Consider the following 26,550-nt stretch of genomic DNA (forward strand, 5'->3'; position numbering starts at 1 on the left):
ACAACTGGCGTGAGCACAATACGGAGGAGAATATGAGCTTGCATATCAATCGGCGTGGATTTCTTTCTGTTGCGGCGGGTGCCTTGGCTGCGCCCGCATTGGTGGCCGGCGTGCGGCCGGCCAGGGCCGCGACAACCCTTACTCTCGGTCATGGCGCGGCCCCCGGCAATCCGCGGACGATTGCCGCTGCCAAATTCGCGGAACTCGTGGCGGTAAAGACCTCCGGCCGGGTGAAGATCAATGTCGCCGGCGCCGAGACGCTCGGCAGCGACTCCGCGATGCTGACCAGCCTTCGCACGGGGGCGCTCGATTTTACCGCCAACAGCCAGGGCGCAACATCGGCCCTGGTTCCGGAACTGGCGGCCCTCGGGCTTCCCTTCCTGTTTCCCGATACGGCAAAAGCGATGAAGGTGTTGGGCGGGCCGGTCGGCGCCGAGCTGAACAAGCGGTTCGACGCCGTCGGCGTCGTTCCGCTCGACTGGTGGGACAACGGCATTCGCCATCTCACCAATTCCAAGCGTAACATTGCGGCGCCCGGTGACCTGAAGGGACTCAAGATCCGCACCCCCGCCGATCCGATGACGATCGACATCTTCCAGGCGCTTGGTGCAGGCACGGAACAGATCGCCTTCGGCGAACTCTATATCGCCCTGCAGCAAGGCGTCGTGGACGGCCAGGAAAATCCGCTCGCCAATATCGAAAGCTCGAAACTCTTCGAGGTCAACAAGTACATCAGCCTCACAGCCCATAAGTGGGAGTCGACCCCATTCCTCATGTCGAAGATCGCCCGGGCCCGGCTCGGAGCCGATCTTGAGGCGGTCAAGGCCGCCGCGAAGGAGGCGGGCGACCTGCAGCGCAAACTCTCCGCGGAAAAGGACGGTCAGGTTCTCGCGAACTTCAAGAAGAACACGGCCGTCGAAGTGGTGGAAGTCGACCGGGCGGCCTTCGTGAAGGCGACCGCTTCCGTTGCCGAAAACTGGAAGAAGAAGCCGTTCGGCGATTTCGTCAGCAAGATCGAATCGGAAGCAAAGGCGTGATGCCGCCCACTGAACGGAGTCTTCCATGCAAAGCTTGCTGCAGTGCGTCGACATGCTGTCGCGCGCAATCGTAATGCTGTCCCGTTTCGTCGTCATCGCCAGCGGCATCGCGCTGACGGTGGTGACGACGGCCAATGTCGTTGCCCGCTACACATCGCAGAGCGGTGGTTTCTCCTTCGCCCAGGAGCTGCCGATGCTGATGTTTCCCTGGTTCATCCTGGCAGGCATCGTCCTTGCAGCCCATGCCGGCGGGCACATGGCGGTCGAATGGCTCTATGACAAGCTTGGCGGCGGCATGAGGCTTTCGGCCCTCGTCCTGGCGAACGTCATCAGTATCATCGCCTTCGTCACCCTCGCCTATCAGTCGATCGTGGTGGCCGAGATCGCCGGCATGGAACAGAGCCCCGTCCTGCGGCTGCCGAACAGCGTTGGCTACTATGCGCTCGCCGTCGGCGCCTTCCTGGTGTCGATCGTCACGGCCGCTGCGACCGTCCGCGTGCTCCGGTTCGGCTGGGAATCCCGGATCGAGATTAAGGCCGAGGAGATGCCCCTGTGACGCTGATCATGATCATCTCCTTCTGCGTGCTGATGGTCCTGGCGGTGCCGGTCGGTTACGGGCTGATCATCGCCGCCGGCCTCGGCATTCTCTTCAACGGATACGTGCCGTTGTCCGTGGTCGCCCAGCAGGTCTACGATCAGACCCAGTCGTTTCCGATGCTCGCCCTGCCGTTCTTCATGCTGGCGGGGACGCTGATGCTCGGAGGCGAACTCGGCAAGCAGCTCTTGGAACTCGCCTCCCGCGCGATGCAGCGCTGGCGCGGAGGGCCGCTCTCGACGACCGTGGTCTCTTCCGTCGTCTTCGGCGGCGTTTCCGGATCCGCGGTCGCCAATGCCAGTGCGCTAGGCTCGGTGCTGATCCCGTGGCAGAAGCGGCAGGGATTTCCGCCAGCGCTCTGTGCGGCAAACAACGCGACTTCCGCGGTCATCGACGTGTTGGTCCCTCCCTCAATCCCGATGATCCTCTACTCCCTGATCAGCGGTGTCAGCGTCGCAGACCTGTTCATCTCGGGTATCCTGCCGGGCATCATCATGGCGGTGAGTTTCATCTTCGTCTGCTGGTTCATCTCGGTCCGCAGGAGATATGCCGCCGAGGCGGTCAAGATTCGCAAGCGCGATCTGGCAAGGCTTGCGATCCAGAGCCTTCCCGCAATCCTCCTGCCGATCCTGATCATTCTCCTCCTTCGCTTCGGGTTCGCGACGCCGACCGAAGTCGCCGTGCTGTCGGTCGTCTATTCGCTGCTGCTCAGCCTGCTGTTCTACCGCGATCTCACCTGGAAACGCTTCTGCGATAACCTGGTGGAAGCGGGAGTAGCCACTGGCGTCGTCATGCTCGTCATCATGGGCAGCGCCGCCGTCGGCTGGGGTCTCACCTTCGACCAGGCGCCACAGCAGATGGCGGAATGGGTTGCCGCCAATATCTCCAGCCCGATCGTCATCATCTTGATGATGAACGTCCTGATGCTCATCGTCGGTATGCCGCTCGACATGCCGCCCGCCATCCTGCTGCTCGGACCGATCTTCGTGCCGCTGGCCGATGCCATTGGTCTCGACCGGGTGCAGCTCGGCCTGATGATGGTCATCAATCTCGGCATCGGGCTTTACACGCCGCCGATCGGCACGACGCTGTTCATCTCGTCGTCGATCGCCGGAGCGCCGCTCGGAGCGACCACACGTGAACTCTGGCCGTTCTTCGGCATGGCGATGCTGCTGCTGCTCGCCGTGAGCTTCATCCCGGCGCTGACGATCTACTAGGAAGGGGGACGCGATGGAAGATGGCCGAAAGTTCGTCGCAACGGTCAAGGGGTTGACCAAGTCCTACGGCGCCACATCCGTTCTCAAAGGCGTGGATTTCTCGCTGGCGCGCGGCGAGATTCATGCACTGCTCGGCGGCAACGGTGCCGGAAAATCGACGATGATCCGCATCATCACCGGGCTCGCCGGAAAGGATGGCGGCGACATCGAGTTCAGGGATGCGGCGGACAATCCGCTGAGTGACACCGAGGGCAGGTCGAAAGTGGCCGTCGTCCACCAGGAATTGGCGCTTCTGCCGCATCTAACGGTCGCCGAGAACATCGTCTTGCCGCGCTTTCCGAACGGCCTGCGCCTGTTTGACCGCAAGCGGTCGTGGCGGCAGGCCCATGATGCCCTGGCTATCATCGATCGGGAGTTCGCGGGCACCTCGCTCCACGAACTGGTCGGCGATCTCAGCCTCCATCAAGGGCAGATGGTCGAGATCGCAAGGGCGCTTTCCTCCGGGGCCGAACTTATCCTTCTCGACGAACCGACCGCCAACCTTACGGCGCTCGAGACGGAGCGACTGTTCTCGGTGCTGAGACGGCTGACCCGGGAAAACGGCCTTGCCATCGTATTCGTGTCGCACCGGATGAAGGAGATCAGGCAGATCGCCGATGTCTGCACGATCATCCGGGACGGAAGGACCGTCGTCGACCGGGCCCCCACGAGAAGCCTGTCCGATACGGCGATCATCGAGAAGATGGGTCAGATCACCGCAAGACACGCCGAGGGCGTCGGGGCGGCGCATCCGGTGCCCCGAAGCGCGGCGGCTTTCGCCGACGACACGCTCGTCATCCGGGACGCAGATGTCGAAATAACGTTGGCTGCGGGAATGATCCTCGGCGTCGCGGGTGCTCCGGTCGGCCCGCAATCGTTGATTTCGGCTTTGGTCGGAGCGGCGAAAGCAAGGCGCTGGACGGTTGCGCGGGCCGGCTGGCCGCAGGCCTTTACGTCCCCCCGGCAGGCCGCCCGTTCCGGATTGGGTTTCGTCACCGGCGACCGCGCGCACAAGGGCATTCTGGGCAATCTTCCAATCATCGACAACGTGATGGCCTCGCGCCGCATCCTGCGCCACAGCGTCTTCACAAGCGGGCGTGAGAGGGCGAAGTGCCTGGATCTGGTCGAGGCGCTGAAGATCAAGGCAGCCTCTATCTGGGACCTGCCCGACACGCTGAGCGGAGGGACGCAGCAGAAGCTCCTGCTCGCCCGCTGGCTCGGGCTTTCCTCCCGCCTTCTCGTGCTGGAGGAGCCGACACGCGGCGTCGACATCGGAACCAAGAAGGAGATTTACCAGCTGATCCGTCAGATGGCGGCAAGCGGGACGATCATCGTCTGGTGGTCGACGGAAAACGCCGAGCTCCTGGAGGTCTGCGACCGGGTGGTGGCGTTCGATACGGAAGGCCGCTGCGCCGGCGTGATCGAAAAGCAAGATTTGAGCGAGGACGCTCTCGCGAACATGACGGGAATGGCGGCATGAGATATGCACCAGAAACAAGTTCGGCCAAGGCGGGGCGGGAGCCGACGACACGACAGCGGGAAAGCCTGCTGTCGGTCTACCGAACGGAGATCGCCATCGCACTCGCAATCGCGCTCGTGGCACTCGCCGTCGGCTCACAGGTGCCGCAGGCGCTGAGCTGGGGCAATTTCGCCAACATCACCCAGGCGGGCGCACCGCTCATCATCATGTCTCTGGGTGTGCTGCTCGTCGTCATCACGGGCGGTATCGATCTGTCGGTGGGCTCGGTCTTCTCGCTGACCGGCATGGTGACCGCACAGGCGATGGCACAGGGGCTGGGCGGCGCCGGTGCCGCATTCGCCGGTCTGTCGGTCGGGCTGGTATTCGGATCGATCAACGGCTTTCTGGTGACGGTCGTCGGGCTTGCTCCCTTCGTGGTCACGCTGATCACCTTTGCCGTGGCAGGGTCACTGGCCTTCATCGTGACCAACGGCCGTTCGATGCCGATCGGCGATCCGGATTTCTGGCTGCTCAACAGCGGAAGTCTCGTTCCGGGCATTCCCAACTACATTCTCTTCTGCCTCGTGCTTTTGATCGCCATCGAATTCTTCTTGAAGAGGATGGTCGCGGGGCGGTGGTTCTATGCAGTCGGCAGCAGCTCGACCGCCGCCCATCTGCTCGGCATTCCTGTCCAGCGAACGAAGTTCATGGCCTATGTCGCCTCGTCGCTTCTGGCCTCTTTTTCCGGCCTGTTGACGATCTCCTATATCCTCAATGCCGAGTCGACGGCCGGCTCCAGCCTGATGCTTCAGGCGATCGCCGCGGTCGTCATCGGCGGAGCCAGCCTGCTGGGCGGGACGGGCACGGCCGTCGGAGCGGTGCTGGGCGCACTGATGATCACCGTCATCCAGAACGGGGTCAACCTCATCGGCATCAACAGTTTCTGGCAAGGCTCCGTCACCGGGCTCGCCATACTAGTGGCGGTGCTCATCGACCGCTTCGGCAACTCACGGCGCAGCCAGCGCTGAATTGAAAGGTCGGAATCATCCGGCGTATCGGAGGAGGAACTGAAATGAAAACGAAGAAGAGGAAAAGCCTTGCGGTTGCGGCAGGCCTGGCGCTCGCGGTGATTTTCGCGAACGCTCCGACCAAGGCACAGGAAAAGAAGACCGTGGCCTATCTGGCGCCGTCGCTCGACATCTCCTACTGGCAATGGGTCGGCTACGGGGTGAAGCAGAAGGCCCAGGAGCTCGGCATGGACTATGTCGAGTATACGTCGGAAAACTCGCCGGCCAAACAGATGGACAATGCGCGCACCGCCATCACCAAGGGCGTCGACGCGATCGTCATCGGTCCGGTCAGCTCGACCAGCACACCCCCGCTGCTTGCCTATCTGAAGTCGCAGAATATTCCGATCGCTTTTGCCGGGATTGGTCCGCAGCCGGGCCAGACCGACTATACGTCGTCGGTGACCGCAAACAACTACGAGACCGGCAAGGCGCAGGGAAGCTTCGTCTGCAAACTCGCCAAGGACCGCGGCGGCAACAAGGTTGGCATGCTGTCGCTGCCGCAGGACCGCGAAAACGCCCAGAAGTACCTCAAAGGCGCCGAGGAGGCATTCAAGGCGGATGGATGCACGCTGGCGCAGATGCTTGAGACTCGTGGCCTAACCGTCAACGAAGCCGTCACGCAGGCAAACGACATGCTGACCGCTCATCCCGACATCAAGGGGATCTACGGCATGTATGACGAAGCGGGAACCGGTGCCGCCAAGGTCCTCCAGACCCGCGGCCTCACTGGAAAGGTCGGAGTTGCGGTTGCAGACGGCAGCCCGACGACGATCGCGCTTTTGAAATCGAACGCGATCCAGGGCATCTTCTTCCAGGAGGCCGTCGGGCAGGGCATCGACGGGACGCAACAGGTCTTCAACGCGCTGAGCAACGCCCCGGTCAAGAAGGATCTGGCCCTGGTCATGCCGCTGGTCACGGCCGACAAGGTCGATTCACCGGAAGCCAAAGCCGTCATCGCTCGCGTCTTCCCGCCGGCCAAGTGATATGAAGCGGGTGCGGCTCCTCGACGCCGCCCCCGATCCTTTTACCCATAGGGGCGGAGCCAGAAGCATGGATCAGTTTCCCATCATAGATCCCCATTTCCATCTGTGGGATCTGGACAACAACTATTACCCGTGGCTCTCCGACGGCGTGAAGCCCTCCGCGTTCGGCGACTACGCCGCGATCAACAAGACCTATCTGATCGAGGACTTTCTTGCCGATGCGGGCAACCAGAACCTGGTTAAGGCGGTGCATCTCGATGTCGGCTACGATCCCAAGGATCCGGCCGGCGAAACGCGCTGGCTGCAGGCGGTGGCCGACAAACATGGTTTCCCGCATGGCATCGTCGGTTATTCGGATCTTCGCAAAAAGGACGTCGGCGACCTGCTCGACGAGCATATGCAGTATGCCAACTTCCGCGGCATAAGGCAGTCGATGAACTTCCACACCGACCCGGCCAAGACCTACCTGACCGAGGCGGAGGTCAGCCGTACGCCGGAATGGCGCCGCGGCTTCGTGGAACTGGCGCGTCGGGGCCTGAGTTTCGATCTGCAGCTCTATTACTGGCAGATGGAGGAGTTTCTCGATCTGGCGCGCGACTTTCCGGATGTGCAGATCATCCTCAATCACACGGGCATGCAGGTGGATGGTCCCGAACACTTCGAAGGGTGGCGGAAAGGCATGAAGACCTTGTCCCAAGCTGCAAACGTCGCCTGCAAGATCTCCGGCCTTGGCATGGGCAATTGGACCTGGACCACCGACGACATCCGACCCTATGTCGAAGAGGCGATCGCTGCTTTCGGAGTGGAACGCTGCATGTTCGCTTCGAACTTTCCGGTCGACAAGCTATTTTCGAGCTACGACGCGATATTCGATTCATTCAAGGAGATTTCGAAGACCTTCGCCGAAAGCGAGCGCAGGGCCTTGTTCCATGACAATGCCGCGCGGTTTTACCGGCTCTGACGAAATCCGTGATCCCATACTCACGCCTCAAGGGTGAGCATCACGCCTTGACCTTGCGGACAACGTCCGCAATCGTCACCTCTTTGGGAATGAGCTTCAGTTTAAAAAAGGTGTCGGCGATGTTCTGCTGCTGCGCGACGACGGAGTTATCCAGGCGCTTGACTCCGTAGGATTGACGCTCGAGCGCCTTGACGAGGACAGGCTGGGGGATGCCGACCGACGGCGATAGCTCCGCGGCCGCAGCCGCGGTGTCTGACTTGGTCCATTGGTCGATCTCGGAAATGGCGTCGATCAAGACATCGATCGCCTTGGTGTGGCCGTCAACCAGCGCAGTCGTGCCGAGGTAGAACTGGTGATTGGGAACGATGCCCTCGCCGTTTCTAAGCTCTCGCGCTTCGACCGCCACTTCCGCAGCTGCCTGGAAGGGATCCCAGATGACCCATGCATCTACCGCGCCCTTTTCGAAGGCTGCGCGGCCGTCGGCCGGGGCGAGGAAGGATGGCTCCACGTCCTCGTAGGTCAAACCGGCTTCTTCGAGCGCCTTGACGAGCAGGTAATGCACGTTCGAGCCCTTGTTGAATGCGATCTTCTTGCCCTTCAGCTCCGCGACGGACTTAATGGGACTGTCCTTCGGGACCAGTATGGCTTCGCCGCGCGGGGCGGGCGGCTCGTGTGCGATATAAACAAGCGGAGCGTTTGCGGCCTGGGCGAAGATCGGCGGCGTTTCGCCGGTCGATCCGAAATCGACCGAACCAGTGTTCAGGGCCTCGAGGAGCTGGGGACCGCCCTGAAACTCGGTCCATTCAACGGTGTAGCCGATGGATTCAAGTTTCTTCTCCAGCGTCCCCTTGCCCTTGAGAAGTACCAGCGTTCCATACTTCTGGTAGCCGATACGCACGACCTTGTCAGCGGCGCCAGCCAGTCGAACATGCGTGAAAGGTGTCGCGATGGCACCTGCCACCACCGCAGTGAAAGCTCGCCTTGTGATCTTCATCATACCCTCCGGAATAAGACGAGACCAAATTAAAGTGTCTCTATATTTTTCATAGAATATACGTGCTCCGGCATCCGCTTCTCCGGGATTCGCTTTTTTGTTCTGTTCCGACTGTGAGCAAAAAGAACTGCTCCGGGAGATAGATAACGCCAAGGCTATGTTCAGGGCGCGACGCGTACGATCAGCTTTCCGAAATTCTTCCCTTCCAGGAGGCCAAGGTAAGCCTCCGGAGCGTTTTCGAGTCCATCAACGATATCTTCCTTGTACTTGAGCCGTCCTTCGGAGATCCATGCTCCGGCTTGCTGATAGAAGTCGGGACGCTGCTCGGCAAATTCGCGCTGTATAAAGCCTCGGATGGAGAGACTTTTCCGCAGGATGGCGCGCATCACCACAGGAAGCTGATCACTTCCGCTCAAGACAGAGGATTCTTCGTTGTAATGCGCGATGAGCCCGCAGACGGGTATGCGCGCGAAGTCGTTGAGCAATGGAAAAACCGCGCTCCAGACGTGGCCACCGACATTCTCGAAATAAATATCGATTCCGTTCGGACAAGCGGCTGCGAGTTGTGCCGGAAAATCGCTCGAATGATGGTCTATCGCGGCGTCGAAGCCGAGCTCTTGGCGTAAGTACTCACATTTCCTGGACCCGCCTGCGATCCCGACAACACGCGCACCGAAAATCTTTGCCATCTGCCCAACTGCCGAGCCAACCGCGCCGCTCGCTGCTGCGACCACAAGTGTTTCCCCGGCTTTGGGTTTGCCAATATTACGAAGGCCGGCATAGGCGGTGAAGCCGGGCATTCCAAGAATGCCGAGCGCTGTCGTGATCGGTGCGGTTCCCGGATCGAGCGTCCGCAAGCCTGAACCATCTGAAATCGCATAGCTCTGCCAGCCGGAATGCGAGAGGACGATTTCCCCCGCCTTAAACGCCGTGTTGCGGCTTTGTGCGACGCGCGCAACCGTGCCCCCTTCCATCACACCGCCGATTTCGACCGGCTTGGCATAGGACTTGGCATCGTCCATGCGACCCCGCATGTAGGGATCAAGGGAAAGATAAAGCGTCTGGAGAAGAACCTCGCCCTTGGCGAGGTCCCGAACCGTCTCCCGCTCGAGTCGGAAATTCGCAGCCACCGGCTTTCCGGATGGGCGCGAAGCAAGGACGATGCGGGTGGTAACGAGTTGACTGGCCATGGGTGTTCTCCAATGAAAGAACGCAAGGGGCAAAACACCACCATTTGGCGGCTTTTCCTTGGGTTCCGTTGTGTTTTGACCGGCGTTTTCGCCGATCGAGTAAATCTCTTCCTTCCGTGCGACAGGCATCTGCCGTTCGGTTCCTGAACCATTCTCCAATGCGTGACCTTGCCTGTGGCTTCGGTCACAAAGTGGCGTTCGGCTCCCGGTTTCCCATTCTCCTCAAGGAGCGCAGCCCAGACCTGCCGGGCTCGCTAAACAATCATCGGGACAACCGGGATGTCGTCGACGCGCCTTCCATAGGGCTTTCGCGCCGCTGCTCGTAAGCGCGCTGGTCACGCAGGATCTGGAAGGCGATCGTCAAAAGCTTGCGCGCGATGGCAACGCGCGCCTTGTTTACTCCTCTGAACTTCAGATGCTCGTATTGGGCGCGAAGCTGCGCCTCGCTGGCAATGGCGGGTGTCACCGCCTCGACGAAAGCCCAGCGCAGCCACTTGTTGCCCTGCTTGATGATCTTGCCGTGGAAGGTCTTGCCGCCACTCGAACAGGTCGAGGGCACCAGCCCGGCATAGGCGGCAAGCTTCTTCGGGTTGCGAAACCGCGTTATGTCGTCGATCTCGGCGTCGATCAGCCGGGCGAAGAACTCGCCGATGCCGGGGATCGTCTTCAACAGCTTCACATTGGCATTGGCCTTGGTCATCGCCCGGATCGTCGCTTCCGACTGCTTGATCCGCACGGTGATGTCGTCGATGAAGTCGAGGCCACGGTCGATCTGGATGCGGTCGATCTCTGAGACCCTGACCTGCGCCAGCTGGACGCGGCCGGCCTTGCCGAACAGGTCGCCGAGCTTCTTCAACTGTGCCGTCTGCTCCGGATAGCGATCGAACGCCGTGACGATGCGGTTCTTGGTCATCGTCCGCAGCCGCACGTAAAACATCCGCTCGCGCAGGGCGACACGCAGTTCGCGGGCCTTGTCGTTCGGCGCCCAGGCCTCCGGCACCAGGTCGGCCCGCAGCAGATGCGCCAGCACCGTCGCATCGATCTTGTCGGTCTTGATCTTGGCGTCGGCGATCGCCTTGACCTTCAACGGATGGGCGAGGACGACATCATCACAAATGTCGTCGAGCCAATCATAGATCACCATCCAGTTGCGGGTCGCCTCGACGACCGCATGCGAGTTCTCGCGGTAGCGTTCGAGAAATCCGCCGAGCGACGGGCGATCGTTCTTCACCCGGCCGGAGCGTAGCGTCTTGCCGCTGCTGTCTTGGACCACCAGGTGGCTGTAGGATTTGTGGTAGTCGACGCCGATATGGTAATCATAAGAGGCAGTCATGCTTCCAACTCCCTTATTGAGATCTTCGAAACCCCAATAGGATAAGCCGAAAGGCTGGAAGTGTGACTGTCCCCCGATCATCGACTGCATCTCAGTGATCCGTTCTCTCAGCGGGCGCGGACTCTTTCATGCCACCTCCTCTTCGGATTTTTCCGTGGTGTATCAGGAATTTGCTCCAAGCAAACTGCACGCCGTCTAGGCCCTACCGCCCCTTGTCGCCACACCATGGGCGCATTTTGAATGGCCGAAATGGATCATGTTGGTGCTGGGATAGCGGCCTTCTAAACCATTTCATACAGATCGTGCTTTCAGTCGAAGCCGGCTATCCGGGACGATTTCCCCGGTAGGATCCTTTGTTGCCTGGGAAAATGCTCGGCGGAGCCTCTTCAGTGATCTGAAATCATTGATTTCTCATTGGCTTAGGGAATGCTTTAACTGCCCAACCGTGGAGTATGCGGTTCAATTCCTTTCAAGAGCGGTGGTTCGCAGCTAGACTGAAAGCAAAGCAGGCCTGACAAGTCCGAGGTGGTCACGTAGCGTCGAGCCACTGTATTCGGTGCGGAACAGACCACGTTCCTGCAGGATCGGCACCACCAGCTGTGTAAAGTCCTCCAGCCCCTCCGGGAAGAAGGGCGGCATGACGTTGAAGCCGTCGGCGGCGCGGCCTTCAAACCACTGCTGCATGCGGTCGGCAATCTCCACCGGCGTGCCGAGCACGATGTGGTGGCCACGACCGGCGGCAACGCGCAAGGCCAGCTGGCGGATGGTCAGGTTCTCGCGCCGGGCAAGCGTCGTCAAGAGTTCGGCGCGGCTGCGCAGCTGGTCGGAGATCGGCAGGTCCGGCAACGGGCCATCGGCATCGCAATCGGCGAGACTGTGGCCAATACGTTCTTCGAGCAGCGGCATGGCGTTCTTGAGATCCGTCCATTGGTCGAGTTCGGCCAACTTGTCCTTAGCTTCCTTCGCCGTACGGCCGATCACTGGTAGGAAGCCCGGCATGACAGCGACGTCGTCCGCCTGCCGCCCGAAACGCGCGACGCGTTTCTTGAGGCTCTTGTAGAAGGCCTGTGCTTCTTCGAGGTTCTGCTGCGCGGTGAAGACGACGTCAGCTGTTCGCGCGGCGAGGTCCTGGCCAGGCCCGGAGGAACCCGCCTGGATCAGGATTGGATGGCCCTGCGGCGAACGCGGGATGTTGAGCGGTCCCTTGACCGAGAAATACTTGCCCTTGTGTTCAAGCACGTGGACTTTGCTCGGATCGGCATAGACGCCGCTCTCCTTGTCCTTGACGAAGGCATCGTCGTCCCAACTGTCCCACAGCCCGCGCACCACGTCGACGAACTCTTCCGCCACCGCATAGCGCTCGTCATGCTCTGGATGCGCCTTCGAAAAATTGTTGGCGGTGCGGGCATAGGATGTCGTGACGATGTTCCAGCCGGCGCGGCCCTGGCTCAGGTGGTCGATCGAAGAGAAAGCGCGGGCGGTATGATAGGGCTCGCCATAGGTCGTCGATGATGTCGCCGCCAGTCCGATCTTGTCGGTCACCAGCGCCAGCGCCGATAGCAGCGTCAGCGGCTCGAAGCGAGCGATTGTCGAGGGATGTGCGTCGACGCCGCTGGTCAGGCCGTCGGCAAGAAAGACCATGTCGAACTTCGCCTTTTCGGCGATCTGCGAGACGCGCCGCAGGAGGTCGAAATTCTCGCTGCCTGCCTCGGCATGCGGATGCCGCCAGCCGGATACGTGATGACCGGCGCCCTGCAGGAACAGGCCCAAGTGGATTCTTCTCTCGACGCTCATGGCAAAGTCTTTCGTCGGTTGGTTTTCAGACGGGGTCCTGGTTGAGCAGTGCCAGCAGCCGGTTCAGATCGGCGGTGCTGCTCATCGTGCGGACCAGCGAGGGAATCTCGGCGAAGGCCGGGCTGCCGGCGGTCGCGTCGCGGAACTTTGTCGTCGGATCGGCCACGCCCGGCAGGCCGTCGAAACGGCGGGTGAGCGTGCTACCGTCGCGGAGCGCAATATCGAGGATCACGAACCGCGTCGTCGGATCGCTGGACATGCGCGGCGCGGTCTCGTCATGGCAACGGCGGGCGCGACCGGCCAGCGCCATCAGGTGCGGCTGCACCGGCCGATCGCTGAAATGGTCGAGCCGCAGGGCACCGTCGATCAGCGCCGCGGAGAACACGTATTCCGGGCTGAAGCGAGCCTCGATGCCGTTTGTCGGCTTGCTTACCACCAGCGCAGCATCGGCGCCAGGTGGATAGGTGAAGGTGATGCTTTCGATCGCGTTCGCCGCAAGCCCTTCGCGATGCAGATCGATGCCGAGCGAGGCGACGGGATGGCTCGCGGTGCAGCAGGGATAGGCTTTCAGGGTCAATCCCGGCGCCACGATCTGCCAAGGGGTCCCCCAGTTCTCGGTCACGGCGGCGGGGCGCTCGGCACCGAAGGCATAGGCCGAGTGGAAACCGACCGGATTGTCGAGGAAATTCGGCGCGCCGCCGAAAGCCGCCGCCGCCAAGCGTGCCGACAGCAGGCCCGACCGCGCCGCCATGCCGGCATGATAGGGTTTCGCATCAAAACCGAACTGCAGCCGCAGCCCGGAGGACTGCGTCGCAGCGAGGCCGAGCGCGATGGCGGCTTCCTGCGCCGAGGCCCGCGTCAAATGCGCGATCGCCGCTGCGGCGCCAACCGTGCCGAGCGTCGCCGTGGCATGAAAGCCGTTTTCATAGTGTTTGGAGCCGACAGACAGGCCGAGCCGAGCCATGGCCTCGAGCCCGACTACATATGAGGCGACCAGTTCATCGGCGGTCAATATCCGCTCGGCAGCGAGCGCCAGCAGCGCGGGGATGATCACCGTGGTCGGATGGCCGCGCACGCTGGCATGCACGTCGTCATAGTCTAGAACATGGCCGGCATACCCGTTGACGATGGCGGCAACCAGCGGATCGGTGCGGCGCTTGGCTCCGACCAGGATTGCTTCGCCCGGCAGATTGGCGCCGACGGCGTCGGCCAGGACAGCAGTGGTGCGATCGGCAGCGCCAGCGATCGTGCAAGCGAGGAAATCGACGATCGCCGTGCGTGCCGCTTCCATTGCGGCGGCATCGGTCGTCGGGTCCGAGGCGACGATCGCCTCGGCGAATGCATGGGTCAGCGGTGCGGATGTCGTGGTCATGGAGAAATCCTAGATGCCTTCGCCGCCGCGCACCGCGCCGCGCCCGGAAAGCCCACTGACGAACTGGCGCACACGGGGATTGTCTGCGCTGTGGAAGATTTGCTCGGGCGGGCCCTGGTCGATGATGCGACCGTTCTCGGTAAAGACGACGGTGTCGCTGATCTCCTCGGCAAAGCGCATTTCATGCGTCACGAGAATGCTGGTCATGCCGTCGCGAATGAGATCGCGGATCACCCACAATACTTCGCCGACAGTCTCCGGGTCGAGCGCCGATGTCACCTCGTCGAACAGGACGAGTTCCGGTTTCATTGCCAGAGCCCGAGCAATCGCCACGCGCTGCTGCTGGCCGCCGGAGAGCTGGCCTGGATAGGCACCGGCCTTTTCGTCAAGCCGCACCTTGTCCAGCAGTTCGCGGGCGAGCTTTTCCGCCTCGCGCCTGTCGGTGCCAAGAATGCGGGTCGGCGCCAGCACGATATTGTCGAGGACGGTCAAGTGCGGAAACAGATTGTATTGCTGGAAGACGATGCCGACGCGCTTGCGCAGCGCGATGCGCTCGCTCTCACTGGTCAGCTGGTCGACGCGGGTGCGGTTGACAGTGATGCGGCCGCTCTGCGGCTGCACGAGTGCGTTGATGCAGCGCAGGATGGTCGATTTGCCAGAGCCGGACGGACCGATGATGGAGACCGCATCGCCCTTGCGGACGGTCAGGTCGATGCCCTTCAGCACCTCTGTCTGGCCGAAGGACAAATGCACGTCCTCCAGTCGGACGATCGCGGTGTCGGCGGATGTGTTCATCGTCTCAATTCCTCAGTCCGCGTTGAAGCGACGTTCCAGGCGTCGAGTTAGGCGAGCGATCGGGTAGCAAAGCGTGAAGAAGGCGGCCATCACGACGATATAGGCGATGACTGTGAAATCGAGCCGGCGCACTGCGGTGCTGGCATCGGTCGCCGCATGCAGGAGTTCGTGCACGCCAACCAGCGAGGCGAGCGCCGTGCCCATGGTGATCGAGGCGGCCACGTTCATCCAGGGCGGCAGCGAACGGCGCAGGCATTGCGGCAGAATGATCCAGCGCAGCGCTTGCTTGCGCGAGAAGCCAAGGCCCTTGGCCGCTTCCCACTGGGTGGTCGGGATGGAGAGGATAGCGCCGCGGGTGATCTCGGCGACATAGGCGCTGGCCGGAACGGCAAGGCCGATTACCGCCTTCACCCAGTCGGGGAAGGGTAAGTAGTTGCCGAAGATGACGATCTCGAACGGGAAAATGTAGGTCGCCGCGAAGATCAGCACGAGATGCGGCGCGTTGCGGAACACCTGGACGTAGGCGACGACCGGATAGCGCACCAGCCGAAAAGGCACCAGTTCGAGAATGCCTAATACAGTGCCGACCAGCGTACCAAGCGCCATCGCGCATACTGCGATGAGGATGTTCATCGCGAAGCCCGAGGCGAGATAGGGAAGCCACTCCACCAGCTCGCGGCCGAGCGTCAGGTCGATGAGCGACCAGACGAGGATCACGAGCGGCAGCGCTATGAAGCCGATGTTGCGCAGAGGATGGCTGCCCCTGGACAATTCAAGAAGTATTGCGGTCGTCACAAGCCATACCCCGGAACAGCGAGTTTGCGCTCCACCCACAGGCCGAGCCGTGCTACGACCAGATTGATCAGGCTGAAGAAGGCGAGGATGACGATCATCAGTTCGACGACGTTGTCGCGCTGCGTCCACACCATGATCGAGGCATAGGTGATCTCGCTCACGGCAATCGCATTCCCCACGGTCGTCAGTTTCACGAGATTGATCAGGTTGTTGACGATCGCCGGCAAAGAAGCCCGCAACGCCAGCGGCACTTCGACATATCGTAGGATCTGCAGTTGGCTGAAGCCCATGCCACGCGCCGCTTCTACGGTTGAGGCCGGCACCGCCTCGATGCCGGCTCGGATTGCCTCCGCGTGCAGGGCAGCGATATGCAGGCCGACCACCGCGACGACCCAGAAAAAAGGAGTCAGCGGATTATTCTGCGCCCCGCCCAACAGATTGGAGACGACCGTATTGAGCACCAGGAAGCTGAACATCAGCTGCACCAGCGTCGGCGTGTTGCGGGTAGCCTCCACGAAGGCCCTCGCCGGCGCCGAAAGCCAGAGTTTCCCGGATGTCAGGCAAGCAGCAAACAGCAGGCCGAAAAACAGGCTGACCGGGATAAGCAGGACGACCAGATAGAGCGTGGTGGTGAAGCCATCGCGCCAGATCTGCACCTCGTATCCCGTCGCGAGGAATTCGTAATTCAGGCCGAGCCTGCCCGTCAGACTAATGAACAGGTCGGTGAGATTGATTTCCTGCATGTGCTCTGCCGATGCCGCCGCTTACTTGCTGGCGGAAAGCGTCTTGTTTTCCTGCTGCAGGTACTCGGTGTTTAAAAGCCGGTTTGCCTTGGCGAATTCCAGCAGCTTTCCAGACGTGTGCAGCTTCTTGACGCCAGCATCCAGGGCAGCCTGCGTATCCTTCTCGCCCTTGCGCAACCAGATCACCGAATCCGATGGGATCAACTCGGTGGGGAAGGGAATGGCATAGTCCTTCCATTCTTCCGATCGATCCTGTAGCAGGAGGCCGACTGTCGCGCCGACATGCACGGCCGCAACGCAATTGCCGCCCTGAAGAGCGAGCAGCGATTCCGGCTGGCTCGGAAGCGCCTTAACAACTGCGCCATATTCTTCCATCAGAGGCTGCGTATAGTTGGAGCCCTGCGACACGCAGACCGGCTTGCCCTTCAGGTCGGCCCAGTCCTGCAGGCCGCTGTCCTTGCGCACCACAGCCGCGCCACCACTGCGGTCATAAGGCGTCGGCACGTAGTCGAGAATCTTGGCGCGGTCCTCGGTGTACTGCATGTTGGCGATCAGGATGTCGACCTTGCCTTGCTGCAGGAACTGCACGCGGTTCGGCGGCGTCACCGTCACCGTCTCGAGTTTGACGCCGAGGTCATGGGCAAGCGCCTGGGCGATGTCGAGGTTGAAACCTTTCTGCGCCTGCGTCTTCGGGTCAATATAGCCGAACGGCGCGCCGGACAGGATCACGCCGACAGTCAGCGTGCCGCGTCCTTTGATCCGGTCGAGCGTCGCATCTGCGGACGCCTGGGTCGACGTTAGTGCGGAGATTGAAAGAGCAAGTCCGAAGAATAATTTGATGAATTTGGTGGACGACATTCCCGGCTCCTTTGTTCGACCAAGAACCTAGTGGAGCCTCTCGGTTGCCACGAGCAAACGCATCCTCTCTGCCAGGTGAGAACGAAACTGTTATCCTGTAATATGCTAAATCCATAGAAAATATGCTGCAGCAGGTTGGTGTTGATCTTACAACAGATCGGGATGCCTGCGAGATCCTATCTCAGATGATTGCAAGTTCCGCACCGCGCTTATCCGTCTACGGGCGGGATCGATGGGATTGTCTTTATGCAGTCAATGGTGTGCGATCCATGCGAACAGATTATCGCTCACGCCGAAAACGAGGTTTGTGGTCCTGTCGGCGGCTGTTGACCCGCTTCACCTCCAAGTGGTTCGTCGCCTGATCCCCATGGCAGAGCACCGCGTTCTTCTCGCGGCCAAGGCGGTCCGTGTAACCACCGCGAGCGGCAGTTCGGAGTGGGGATGATGGCGGCTACTGTCGAGGGTCGTCGAACCGGACAAGCTCGATATGACTGACGCCGAGCGCCTGGGCAAGTTCATAGGGCGTCGCAACGATATCGCCGCGTTGACGATATCAAAGTCGACCTGCATGCTCCTGTCGAAGGCGACGTCGCGCCGGAAATGGTCGGTTTCGCGTCTTCTTTCGTTATAGTACGACCAAGACGATCAGTATCTTCGCTAGGGTAAATGAACGCACCGCGAAGCAAGGCGATAGCAGGAACAGTATGAAGTACGCTTCGGTCTCAGTTTTAACGTCTATGTCGATTTTGTTTGGATGGTTATTCTATGAAAGGTACTGGAAGTTTCGAGATTGCATATCCGAATCATTATCCAGTTGCCTAACTCCAGACGGTGGCAATCTAACGCAAGGCGGTTTACTGTGGGCTGGTTTCGCAGGGCTGTTCTTGTTGCTCGCTATGATCTCGGCCTGGCGCGCTTTCCGGAACCGGGATTGCTGACAAATAGCTGTAGCGCCCCGCATTCGAGATGTCTCAGGACTGCAAAAGGGCAAGCGGTTCAGCGGATGCTGCTATTCCTTTTCAGCGCATCCGAAATTTCCGCCCTCGCGACACCGATCAGGGTTTCCATTGCTTTCCTTGCCGCTGCTGGATCGCGAATACGGATGGCTTCCAGAACGTCCTGGTGCTTCTGAATGGCTTGTTCATGAGACTGGCTGGCGCGGTTTGTAAGGCGAAAGCTCGCAAGCAGCGCGGCTCGGATCGCGCTCGCAAACTGCCTATAAACCCAATTGCCGCTGGCGTTAATAATCGCTGTGTGAAATTCGAGATCTGCCCGGCTCCACTCTTCGTTGTCGCGGGCATTGGCGTCCACCATGTCCTCAAAAGCCTGAGCAATGCGGGCCAACTGCTTAGCAGTTGCGTTCACTGCTGCATGCTCGGCTGCCGCCGGTTCGAGCAAGTGACGTGCGTCAATTAGTGAAGTGTAGAAGGACTGATCACCGCCTAACGAGAGCATCACGTCCAGAACGAGTGGATCCAAATAATTCCAATTTTCGCGTGGGAGGACGGTGGTTCCGGCTCGCGTTCGAGATCGGATCATCCCGATCGCCGACAAATATTGCATCGCTTCACGCAGCGTGGTCCTGCTAACGCCGAACTGATCCGTGAGGTCCGCCTCATTTGGAAGCGTTGAGCCCTCTGGCAGGTCGCCGGAAACAATTCTCTCGACCAACTTGGACAGGAGAGCTTCACGGACAGAACGCTTGCCCCCCGATGCGATTTCTACGCCCCCATCGGTGAGCTTCCACTCATTGCGTGCGATTGCCACCCAGTTGCCTCCCGTACCGCTCGATTGCGGCTTACCTGAAAATTGCGGCGCCGGGAAAGGTCTTTTTTAAGCCTTTGTTCTGGTGGCCGCAATCGGTTTGTAGCACATGAAATCACCCTGTCGCCACATCTTTTAAAAAATAAATCGTATTTATCTTGACAATAATCAGACCGTATTTAAGTTTGGCCCGTCGGCTGGCTCCGTCTGGGACGCGGTCGTTGGAGATAACGGGAGGGAGCAATGAAGCTCATCGTACGCGCCGCGATCCTGGCGCTCACCACAATTGCTGGGTCACACGCCACAACAGTTTTTGCTCAGGATAAGGACCTAAAGGTCGGCGCCATTTACATGGATGCTCAGGGTTTCTACGCGGGCGTCCGCAAGGGCATCCAGACCGGCGCAAGCGATGCTGGGCGCAAGCTGGATATTGTTGAAACGAACGCTCAGGGCGACGCAAGCAAAGAATCGTCTTTCATCGATACCCTGATTTCGTCCGGTGTTCAGGCAATCATCGTCTCGCCGGTTTCGGCTGACGGATCCTCGCGAGCAATTCGCCGCGCCCATGACGCTGGCATCCCTGTCGTCTGCTACAACACTTGTCTCAACGATGCCGACATGAAGGAATATATCTCGGCCTATGCAGTCGGCGACCCTTATGATTTCGGTCACAAGCTGGGTGATGCAGCGGCAGATTATTTCGTGGCGGAAAAGATCGATGCCCCGAAAATTGGCGTCTTGAATTGCGAGTTCGTGGAAGTGTGTGTCACACGCCGCAAGGGCTTCGAAGAAGCTCTCAAGGCAAAGGTGCCTGGCGCTCAGATCGTAGCAAACCAGGAGGGCGCGACCCTCGATAAGGCAGTCTCGGTCGCCGCGACGATGCTGACCTCAAACCCTGACATCAACGCGTTCTTCGGCGAAGCCGGTGGCGCAACGCTTGGCGCTGCCCGCGCGGTAAAGAGCCAGGGCAAGACCGGAAAGGTCGTCGTCTTCGGCGGCGACATGACGACCGAAATCGCCCAGGAGCTGGCCGATTTCTCGGTTATCAAGGCGGTGGTCGATATCTCCGGTCAGGGCCTGGGGAAGTTGGCGCTCGCCCAAGCCATCAAGTCTATCGACGGGCAGCCGCCGGCGGGTATCAAGGTTGCCTACGATATCGACCTCTACAAGTCTTCCGAAGATGGCAAGGCCTGGTTGAAGGCCCACGCTGACGGCATTCCCTGACATTACCTCCCAAGTGACGAAAGCCGAGGCCGCCGGGAGACCGGCGGCATCTTTTTCGAAGGTGGAAATCGAATGACACATATATTGCGGACGGCCGACCTTGCCTCGCAATCGATCGCTTCGATCGAAGGGTGCACGCGTCAATATCCAGGGGTCCTTGCGCTCGACAATGCGACGTTTGCACTTGCGGCCGGGGAAGTCAGGGCACTGCTGGGTAAGAACGGCGCGGGCAAATCCACACTCATCAGACTTCTGACCGGCGCTGAAATACCCGATAGCGGGACCGTCAAGATCGACGGCGAAGAACTGCGACACTCGGGTTCCCGCCGTGCACAGGATGCCTTCGCCAGGGGCGTACGTGCCGTCTATCAGGAACTCAGTCTTGTTCCAGGTATGACGCTTGCCGAGAACCTCTTTCTCGGGCGGTGGCCACGCAAGAGCGGCGTCATTCAGTCCGCCGAGATGGAAGCGCAAGCATCGGAAGCAATGGGGCGCCTGGGGCTCGACCGGCCTCCAAACACGCTCGTCATCAGTCTGAGCCCGGCAGAGCGCCAGCTCCTGGAAATCGCGCGCGTTCTGCTCGGAAAACCGAAACTCGTTATCCTGGACGAGCCGACAAGCTCGCTTGCGGCCGCCGAAGCCAAAAAAGTCATGGCCGCCGTCACCCGGATTGCCTCTGAAGGGATTGCGGTGATCTATGTCAGCCATCGCATGAACGAGATCCGCCAGATCGCGCATTCGGCAACGATCATGCGCGATGGACGCATCATAGATACTGTCGATGTCAAGGGCGCCGACACGCGCGAAATCGTCCGCCTGATGCTTGGCGCCGAGGCATCGAAGGCAGCGGCCTTGGACACTCGCAGCCAAGAGAAAACTGTCCTGGAAGTTCGTAACATAGCACTCGCGCCCAAACTCGGCTCAGTTTCCTTCCTGCTCAGGGCCGGTGAAGTGCTCGGGATTGCGGGTCTGCTTGGCTCAGGACGCACCGAGCTGCTGCAAGCGATCATGGGCGTTCGGTCCCAAGATAGCGGCGACGTGCTTGTGGACGGCGTTGCCATCAAGCCGGGTCGATACAAGCAGATGATCTCTAAAGGTTTCGGCTATACGCCGGAAAGCCGCAAGGAGGAGGGAATCGTTCCTCTTCTTGGTGTCGATGAAAACACCCTGTCGACCAATTTCGCAGGCGTCAGCAAGCGTGGGATTCTGTCCGCCAAGCTGATGGCCGAAGCGACACGAAAGGTCATCCAGCGCCTGCACATCAAGACTGCGCAAACCAGTACCCCGATTGGTACGCTGTCGGGTGGCAACCAGCAGAAAGTCGTCATTGGCCGTTGGGTTTACGCCAACAGCCGCGTTCTGCTTCTCGATGAGCCGACACGAGGTGTTGACGTCGAAGCCAAGGCCCAGATCTACGCGATCATTCGCCAGCTTGCCGTAGAGGGACGCAGTGTGATCTTCGTCTCCAGCGAGATTGAGGAGCTTCCGCTCGTTTGCGACCGCGTGCTCGTCCTGAGGGATGGCACCCTTCAAGAAGAATTCAAATCACCAAACATCGATCAGGACGCCTTGATGGCCGCCTGCATCGCTGGACATTGAGGGAGACACCAGATGTCACTCGACCAAGCTGCCAAGACAGCATCGACGCCACGACCGAAATCCCGGTTCACCTTCTCGCAACACATGAATGAACTAAGTTTGTTCGTGGCAATTGTTGTCCTCTATGTCGTCTTCACGTCGGCGGCGAACGGGTTTTTGTCGTTCAACAACCAGATCAACATTCTTCGCGACGCCGCCACAATCGGCATTGCGGCGTGGGCGGCGACACTGATCATCATCGCGGGTGAGATCGATGTCAGCGTTGGCCCGATGGTTGCCTTCATTTCGGTGATCCTGGCATTTCTGCTGCAGTGGGGCGTCCCGACCCCAATCGCGTTCGCGCTTGCGATTGTCGTCGGCGCTTTGCTGGGCTCGATCGCCGGAGCCCTACGAGCCTACTTCGATGTCCCGTCCTTCGTCGGCACACTTGGCCTGTGGAGCGCACTTCGCGGCACGGCTCTGTTCGTCACGGACGCATTGCCTGTCTCGATTGGGCGTAATGATACCCTTGATGCTCTGGATCGCTCATTCCTTGGCATTCCTCCCGCTGCCATCATCATGTTGATACTCTTTGCGGTGTTCACGTTCATCAGCCGGAAAACCGCTTTCGGACGTTCGGTTTTTGCAATCGGTGGAAACGCCCAGGCGGCATTCCTGAGCGGCATCAGCGTCTCAAAGATCCGTGTCGCTCTGTTCGCCATTGCTGGTGCCATGGCTGCGGTGTCAGGTATCCTTCTGGTGTCGCGCTTGGGGTCTGGTAACGCGACGGCCGCCACCGGTCTGGAGTTCGATGTCATTGCCGCGGTCGTCGTTGGCGGCACCTCGCTGTCCGGCGGTCGGGGATCGATGCTCGGCACTCTTCTCGGCGTGTTGGTCATTACGCTCATCGGCAATGGGCTAGTCCTACTCGGCATCAACCCGTTCTTCCAACAGGTTGTGCGCGGCTTGATTATCGTGATTGCGGTGCTTGCCAATATCCAGGCAATCAAACGCAGCGTGTCCCGCAACAAGGGTTGATGCCATGACGGTCGTGGATCTCGAGGCCGGTCGGTTGTCAGCTCGCGTCTCGACCAAAGGCGGGCTCGTGCTAGGCTTCTGGCGGGACGTCGGTAATGGGAAAGTGACGCTGCTGCGTCCCAGCTCGTCCTACAACGTCGATGCTCTCGGCTCGGCGTGCTACCCGCTGGTTCCATTTGGCAACAGGGTCAAGGATAACCAGTTTTCGTTCGACGGACGCGCCTATCAGTTCAGCGCGAATACCGAATGGGATAAGCACTATCTGCACGGCGAGGGCTGGCAAGCCGATTGGTCGATCGCAAAGCAGACGCGGGCGTCGATCGAGATGGGGTTCACGCACAGTGGTGGCCATACCCCATATGTATATCAAGCAAGCCAGCGGTTCGCTCTCGATGAGACCGGGTTGACATTGACCCTTATGGTCGAGAACCGTGGGGAACGCGCGATGCCGTTCGGACTTGGATGGCATCCCTACTTTCCACTGACACCGGGTACAACCTTGCTGGCACCCGCTCGCGCATTCTGGACGGAAGTAGAAAGCTGGCTACCGGGGGAGAGGACGGCAATCCCGCAAGACTTGGATTTTAGTTCTCCTGCTCCCTTGCCGCATCGTTGGGTCAATAACGGTTTTGAAGACTGGAGCGGGGAAGCGTTAATCACCTGGCCCGAGCGGGCCACAACGCTCCATCTAACGGCCGACGCCGTCTTTAAACATGCGTTCGTATTCGTGTCCGACGCCATGTTCGACATAAGTTTCAAGCGCGATTACTTTTGCTTCGAGCCCATGAGCCACCTGGCGAACGGGCAGAATATGCCTGACCTTGGTGATCTGAAGACTCTGGCCCCGGGGCAAAGCATGTCGGGCAGCATCTACTTGCGCCCATCCAGCATTTGAAACGAGTCCGGAGTTCCTGATGTCTGCGAATGACCGTTACGACTACATCATCGTCGGTGGTGGAAGCTCCGCCTGTGTGGTCGCAGAAAAGTTAGTGCGCGATGGCAAGGCGCGGGTGCTGCTTTTGGAGCGCGGGCCTGCGAAAGCCAACCCGATCATGAGCTTTCCGGCCGGATACATGAAGTTTCTGGCAAAGGACACCTATCTGACAATGCATCAGACCAAGCCGCAGCCGCAGCTGAACGGCCGTGGTCCGATTGTTCCTCAAGGCAAGGTCCTGGGCGGGGGCAGCACCGTCAACGCCATGGTCTACATGCGCGGTCAGGCGGCGGATTTTGATCTGTGGAATAAACTGATCTCACCGAAAGGGTCTAATGATGGCGCCTGGTCCTACGCCGATCTGCTTCCATACTTCAAAGCGCAAGAGGATAACGATCATCTCGCCGGTGAATTCCACGGTGTCGGCGGCCCCCTAAAAATCTCGCACCTTGGCCATACAAGCCCGATGACGAGAACCTACGTCAAGACGCTTCAGGGAATGGGAATACCCTACAACCCCGACTTCAACGGCGCACGCCAGTTTGGCGTCGGGTTTATGCAGCACACAATAGATTGGAAGACGAAACGGCGGTCGAGTGCCGTCGATGCCTTCCTTGCGCCAGTCATGAACGATCCGTTGCTGTCCATCGAGACGGAGGCGACCGTTACAGCGATCAGGATGGATGGCGAGCGAGCAGCAGGTGTCGATTATGTCCGGAACGGTAGCCGGATGTCGGCAAGCGCGGGCGAAATCATTCTTGCAGCCGGAGCCTACCAGACACCGAAGCTGTTGATGCTCTCAGGTATCGGTCCGGACGACGAGCTGACGAAACATGACATCCAGAAGAAGGTGGTGCTGCCAGGTGTCGGTAAGAACCTGCAAGACCATTACGAATGTCCCGTCGTCGCCACGACCAAGGGCTCGTTCGGATATTATGGAGCGGACAAGGGCTGGCCGATGATTAAAGCCGGCCTTCAGTACCTGTTGTTCAAATCAGGCCCGGTATCGACGACGGGTGTCGAAACGTGCGCCTTCTTCGACCCTGACGGCAACAACGATTATCCGACCATTCAGATGTTCTGCGTGCCGACCGTCTATCTTGACCGGGATGTCATGGGAGCAGAACCTGGCGATGGCGTTACCATCAACTCCCTTCTGCTGCGTCCGAAGGCGAGGGGGTCCGTGAGGTTGGGCTCGAAAGATCCATTCGAAAACCCAATCGTCGACACCCAGATCTTCGGTCACCCCGACGACCTGCGGTTGACGATGGCGGGTTTCCGATTTGCCCGCACCGTACTGGACGCGTCACCGATGCGGGATCTGATCAACAAAGAGATCTTTCCTGGAGCGGACGTCACCAGTGACGAGGCCATCGCGGCGCATTGCAAGCGGACGGTCAAAACTGGTTACCATCCAGTCGGGACCTGCAAGATGGGTCACGACAGCGATCGCGAGGCGGTTCTGGATACAAGCCTCCGGGTCCGTGGAACGCGAGGATTGCGTGTTGTGGACGCATCCTTGATGCCGACGATCGTGAGCGGGAACACGAATGCCGCGGTCATGGCCGCGGCAAGCAAAGCTGCCGACCTTATTCTCGGATATATTGGGCATATTTCATGAAGATCACCAAACTTACCACCTATGTCGTCCCACCTCGCTGGCTGTTTCTGAAGATCGAGACCGACGAGGGGATCGTCGGCTGGGGTGAACCAGTTGTTGAAGGCCGGGCGTTGACCGTGGAAGCTGCCGTCCACGAGCTGTCCGACTATCTGATCGGCAAGGACCCCTTTCTGATCGAGGATCATTGGCAGGTCATGTACCGTGGTGGCTTCTACCGCGGCGGCGCAATTCACATGAGCGCGATATCGGGCATCGATCAGGCGCTATGGGACATCAAGGGCAAGGCGCTGGGCCAGCCCATCCACTCGCTGCTCGGCGGCCAGGTGCGCGACAAGATCAAGGTTTATTCATGGATCGGCGGAGATCGGCCGTCCGACGTCGCTGCGAACGCCAAGGAGGTCGTTGCCCGTGGCTTCAAAGCCATCAAGATGAACGGTGCCGAGGAACTGCAGATCGTCGATACCCACGAAAAGATCGATGCGATTATCGCGAACATCGCAGCAGTTCGAGAGGCGGTCGGGCCGCATATCGGCATCGGAGCGGACTTCCACGGGCGCGTTCATCGACCGATGGCGAAGGTTCTGGCAAGGGAACTCGATCCGTATAAGCTGTTGTTCATCGAGGAGCCGGTGCTCTCGGAGAACTACGAGGCGCTGAAGGAAATCGCCAACCACTCCTCGACGCCGATTGCGCTCGGAGAGCGGCTGTATTCGCGCTGGGATTTCAAGCGCATCCTGTCGGAGGGTTACGTCGATATCCTGCAGCCGGATTTGAGCCATGCAGGAGGCATTACGGAGTGTCGCAAGATCGCCACCATGGCTGAAGCCTATGACGTGGCGCTGGCCCCGCATTGCCCGCTCGGGCCGATCGCGCTTGCCGCATGCCTTCAGATCGACGCCGTAAGCTACAACGCCTTCATCCAGGAACAGAGCCTGGGGATCCATTATAACAAGGGCAATGATATCCTGGACTACATCGCCAATAAGGAGGTCTTCCACTATGCCGACGGTTTCGTGGGCATTCCGCAAGGTTCGGGACTTGGTATCGAAGTGAACGAAGCCTACGTCATAGAACGGGCGAAGGAGGGCCATCGTTGGCGCAATCCCGTTTGGCGTCATGAAGATGGCAGCGTCGCTGAGTGGTAGGGGTAATGGGA

General features: G+C 60.0%; 23 protein-coding genes. 13 read left to right on the forward strand and 10 right to left on the reverse strand.

From position 1 onward, the window contains the following. The first annotated feature begins 32 nt into the window (after positions 1–32). From RGR602_RS24520 to RGR602_RS24550, 7 genes are all read left to right on the forward strand, one after another. Positions 33–1,037 (forward strand): TRAP transporter substrate-binding protein, encoded by a 1,005-nt coding sequence (locus RGR602_RS24520; RefSeq protein ID WP_040114662.1) that lies wholly within the window; start codon positions 33–35, stop codon positions 1,035–1,037. 25 nt (positions 1,038–1,062) lie between these two features. Further along, positions 1,063–1,593, forward strand: coding sequence for a TRAP transporter small permease (locus tag RGR602_RS24525; protein ID WP_040114663.1), 531 nt, complete (start codon positions 1,063–1,065; stop codon positions 1,591–1,593). After that, a complete protein-coding gene (locus RGR602_RS24530; RefSeq protein WP_040114664.1) occupies positions 1,590–2,849 on the forward strand; it encodes a TRAP transporter large permease subunit in 1,260 nt (419 codons plus the stop codon). Before RGR602_RS24525 ends, RGR602_RS24530 begins: the two co-directional genes overlap by 4 nt. 13 nt (positions 2,850–2,862) lie before the next feature. After that, positions 2,863–4,368 (forward strand): sugar ABC transporter ATP-binding protein, encoded by a 1,506-nt coding sequence (locus RGR602_RS24535; RefSeq protein WP_040114665.1) that lies wholly within the window; start codon positions 2,863–2,865, stop codon positions 4,366–4,368. After that, positions 4,365–5,375, forward strand: a complete 1,011-nt coding sequence (locus RGR602_RS24540) for an ABC transporter permease (protein WP_040114666.1) — start codon at positions 4,365–4,367, stop codon at positions 5,373–5,375. Before RGR602_RS24535 ends, RGR602_RS24540 begins: the two co-directional genes overlap by 4 nt. Positions 5,376–5,419: 44 nt before the next feature. Next, on the forward strand, positions 5,420–6,400 hold the full coding sequence (locus RGR602_RS24545; protein WP_040114667.1) for a substrate-binding domain-containing protein: 981 nt from the start codon (positions 5,420–5,422) through the stop codon (positions 6,398–6,400). Between the two features lie 67 nt (positions 6,401–6,467). Beyond that, positions 6,468–7,361: an amidohydrolase family protein gene (locus RGR602_RS24550; protein ID WP_040114668.1), complete on the forward strand. Its 894-nt coding sequence runs from the start codon at positions 6,468–6,470 to the stop codon at positions 7,359–7,361. A gap of 40 nt (positions 7,362–7,401) precedes the next feature. Here the strand turns inward: RGR602_RS24550 and RGR602_RS24555 are convergent, their stop codons facing one another. The 10 genes from RGR602_RS24555 to RGR602_RS24600 all read right to left on the reverse strand — a co-directional run bounded on the left by RGR602_RS24555 (position 7,402) and on the right by RGR602_RS24600 (position 19,002). Continuing rightward, positions 7,402–8,355, reverse strand: coding sequence for a sulfonate ABC transporter substrate-binding protein (locus RGR602_RS24555; protein WP_082046677.1), 954 nt, complete (start codon positions 8,353–8,355; stop codon positions 7,402–7,404). A gap of 161 nt (positions 8,356–8,516) precedes the next feature. After that, positions 8,517–9,545 (reverse strand): NADP-dependent oxidoreductase, encoded by a 1,029-nt coding sequence (locus tag RGR602_RS24560; RefSeq protein ID WP_040116452.1) that lies wholly within the window; start codon positions 9,543–9,545, stop codon positions 8,517–8,519. 262 nt (positions 9,546–9,807) lie between these two features. Then, complete coding sequence (locus tag RGR602_RS24565; RefSeq protein WP_040116453.1) at positions 9,808–10,878, reverse strand: IS110 family RNA-guided transposase; 1,071 nt, start codon at positions 10,876–10,878, stop codon at positions 9,808–9,810. Positions 10,879–11,367: 489 nt separating this feature from the next. Continuing rightward, positions 11,368–12,672: an LLM class flavin-dependent oxidoreductase gene (locus RGR602_RS24570; protein ID WP_040114670.1), complete on the reverse strand. Its 1,305-nt coding sequence runs from the start codon at positions 12,670–12,672 to the stop codon at positions 11,368–11,370. 25 nt (positions 12,673–12,697) lie between these two features. Continuing rightward, positions 12,698–14,044: an MmgE/PrpD family protein gene (locus RGR602_RS24575; protein ID WP_040114671.1), complete on the reverse strand. Its 1,347-nt coding sequence runs from the start codon at positions 14,042–14,044 to the stop codon at positions 12,698–12,700. 9 nt (positions 14,045–14,053) lie between these two features. Beyond that, a complete protein-coding gene (locus tag RGR602_RS24580) occupies positions 14,054–14,839 on the reverse strand; it encodes an amino acid ABC transporter ATP-binding protein (protein WP_040114672.1) in 786 nt (261 codons plus the stop codon). A gap of 12 nt (positions 14,840–14,851) precedes the next feature. Continuing rightward, positions 14,852–15,580 (reverse strand): amino acid ABC transporter permease, encoded by a 729-nt coding sequence (locus RGR602_RS24585; RefSeq protein WP_407692064.1) that lies wholly within the window; start codon positions 15,578–15,580, stop codon positions 14,852–14,854. Positions 15,581–15,630: 50 nt separating this feature from the next. Next, positions 15,631–16,377 (reverse strand): amino acid ABC transporter permease, encoded by a 747-nt coding sequence (locus RGR602_RS24590; protein WP_040114674.1) that lies wholly within the window; start codon positions 16,375–16,377, stop codon positions 15,631–15,633. A gap of 21 nt (positions 16,378–16,398) precedes the next feature. Next, a complete protein-coding gene (locus RGR602_RS24595) occupies positions 16,399–17,235 on the reverse strand; it encodes a transporter substrate-binding domain-containing protein (protein WP_040114675.1) in 837 nt (278 codons plus the stop codon). A 996-nt stretch (positions 17,236–18,231) separates the two neighbouring features. After that, positions 18,232–19,002 carry a FadR/GntR family transcriptional regulator gene (locus RGR602_RS24600; protein ID WP_040114676.1) on the reverse strand — a complete coding sequence of 257 codons (771 nt, stop codon included), beginning with the start codon at positions 19,000–19,002 and terminating at the stop codon, positions 18,232–18,234. Positions 19,003–19,242: 240 nt separating this feature from the next. On the opposite strand from RGR602_RS24600, the gene RGR602_RS24605 reads away from it, so the two are divergent. From RGR602_RS24605 to dgoD, 6 genes are all read left to right on the forward strand, one after another. Continuing rightward, positions 19,243–20,223 carry a substrate-binding domain-containing protein gene (locus RGR602_RS24605; RefSeq protein WP_040114677.1) on the forward strand — a complete coding sequence of 327 codons (981 nt, stop codon included), beginning with the start codon at positions 19,243–19,245 and terminating at the stop codon, positions 20,221–20,223. A gap of 72 nt (positions 20,224–20,295) precedes the next feature. Beyond that, positions 20,296–21,822 carry a sugar ABC transporter ATP-binding protein gene (locus RGR602_RS24610; RefSeq protein WP_040114678.1) on the forward strand — a complete coding sequence of 509 codons (1,527 nt, stop codon included), beginning with the start codon at positions 20,296–20,298 and terminating at the stop codon, positions 21,820–21,822. 12 nt (positions 21,823–21,834) lie between these two features. Further along, complete coding sequence (locus RGR602_RS24615) at positions 21,835–22,839, forward strand: ABC transporter permease (protein WP_040114679.1); 1,005 nt, start codon at positions 21,835–21,837, stop codon at positions 22,837–22,839. Positions 22,840–22,843: 4 nt separating this feature from the next. Further along, positions 22,844–23,734, forward strand: a complete 891-nt coding sequence (locus tag RGR602_RS24620) for an aldose 1-epimerase (protein ID WP_040114680.1) — start codon at positions 22,844–22,846, stop codon at positions 23,732–23,734. A gap of 19 nt (positions 23,735–23,753) precedes the next feature. Next, a complete protein-coding gene (locus tag RGR602_RS24625) occupies positions 23,754–25,394 on the forward strand; it encodes a GMC family oxidoreductase (protein ID WP_040114681.1) in 1,641 nt (546 codons plus the stop codon). Further along, positions 25,391–26,539, forward strand: a complete 1,149-nt coding sequence (gene dgoD / locus RGR602_RS24630; RefSeq protein WP_040114682.1) for a galactonate dehydratase — start codon at positions 25,391–25,393, stop codon at positions 26,537–26,539. Before RGR602_RS24625 ends, dgoD begins: the two co-directional genes overlap by 4 nt. Positions 26,540–26,550 lie beyond the last annotated feature (11 nt).

The sequence above is a fragment of the Rhizobium gallicum bv. gallicum R602sp genome, assembly GCF_000816845.1.
In the GTDB taxonomy this organism is placed as follows: domain Bacteria; phylum Pseudomonadota; class Alphaproteobacteria; order Rhizobiales; family Rhizobiaceae; genus Rhizobium; species Rhizobium gallicum.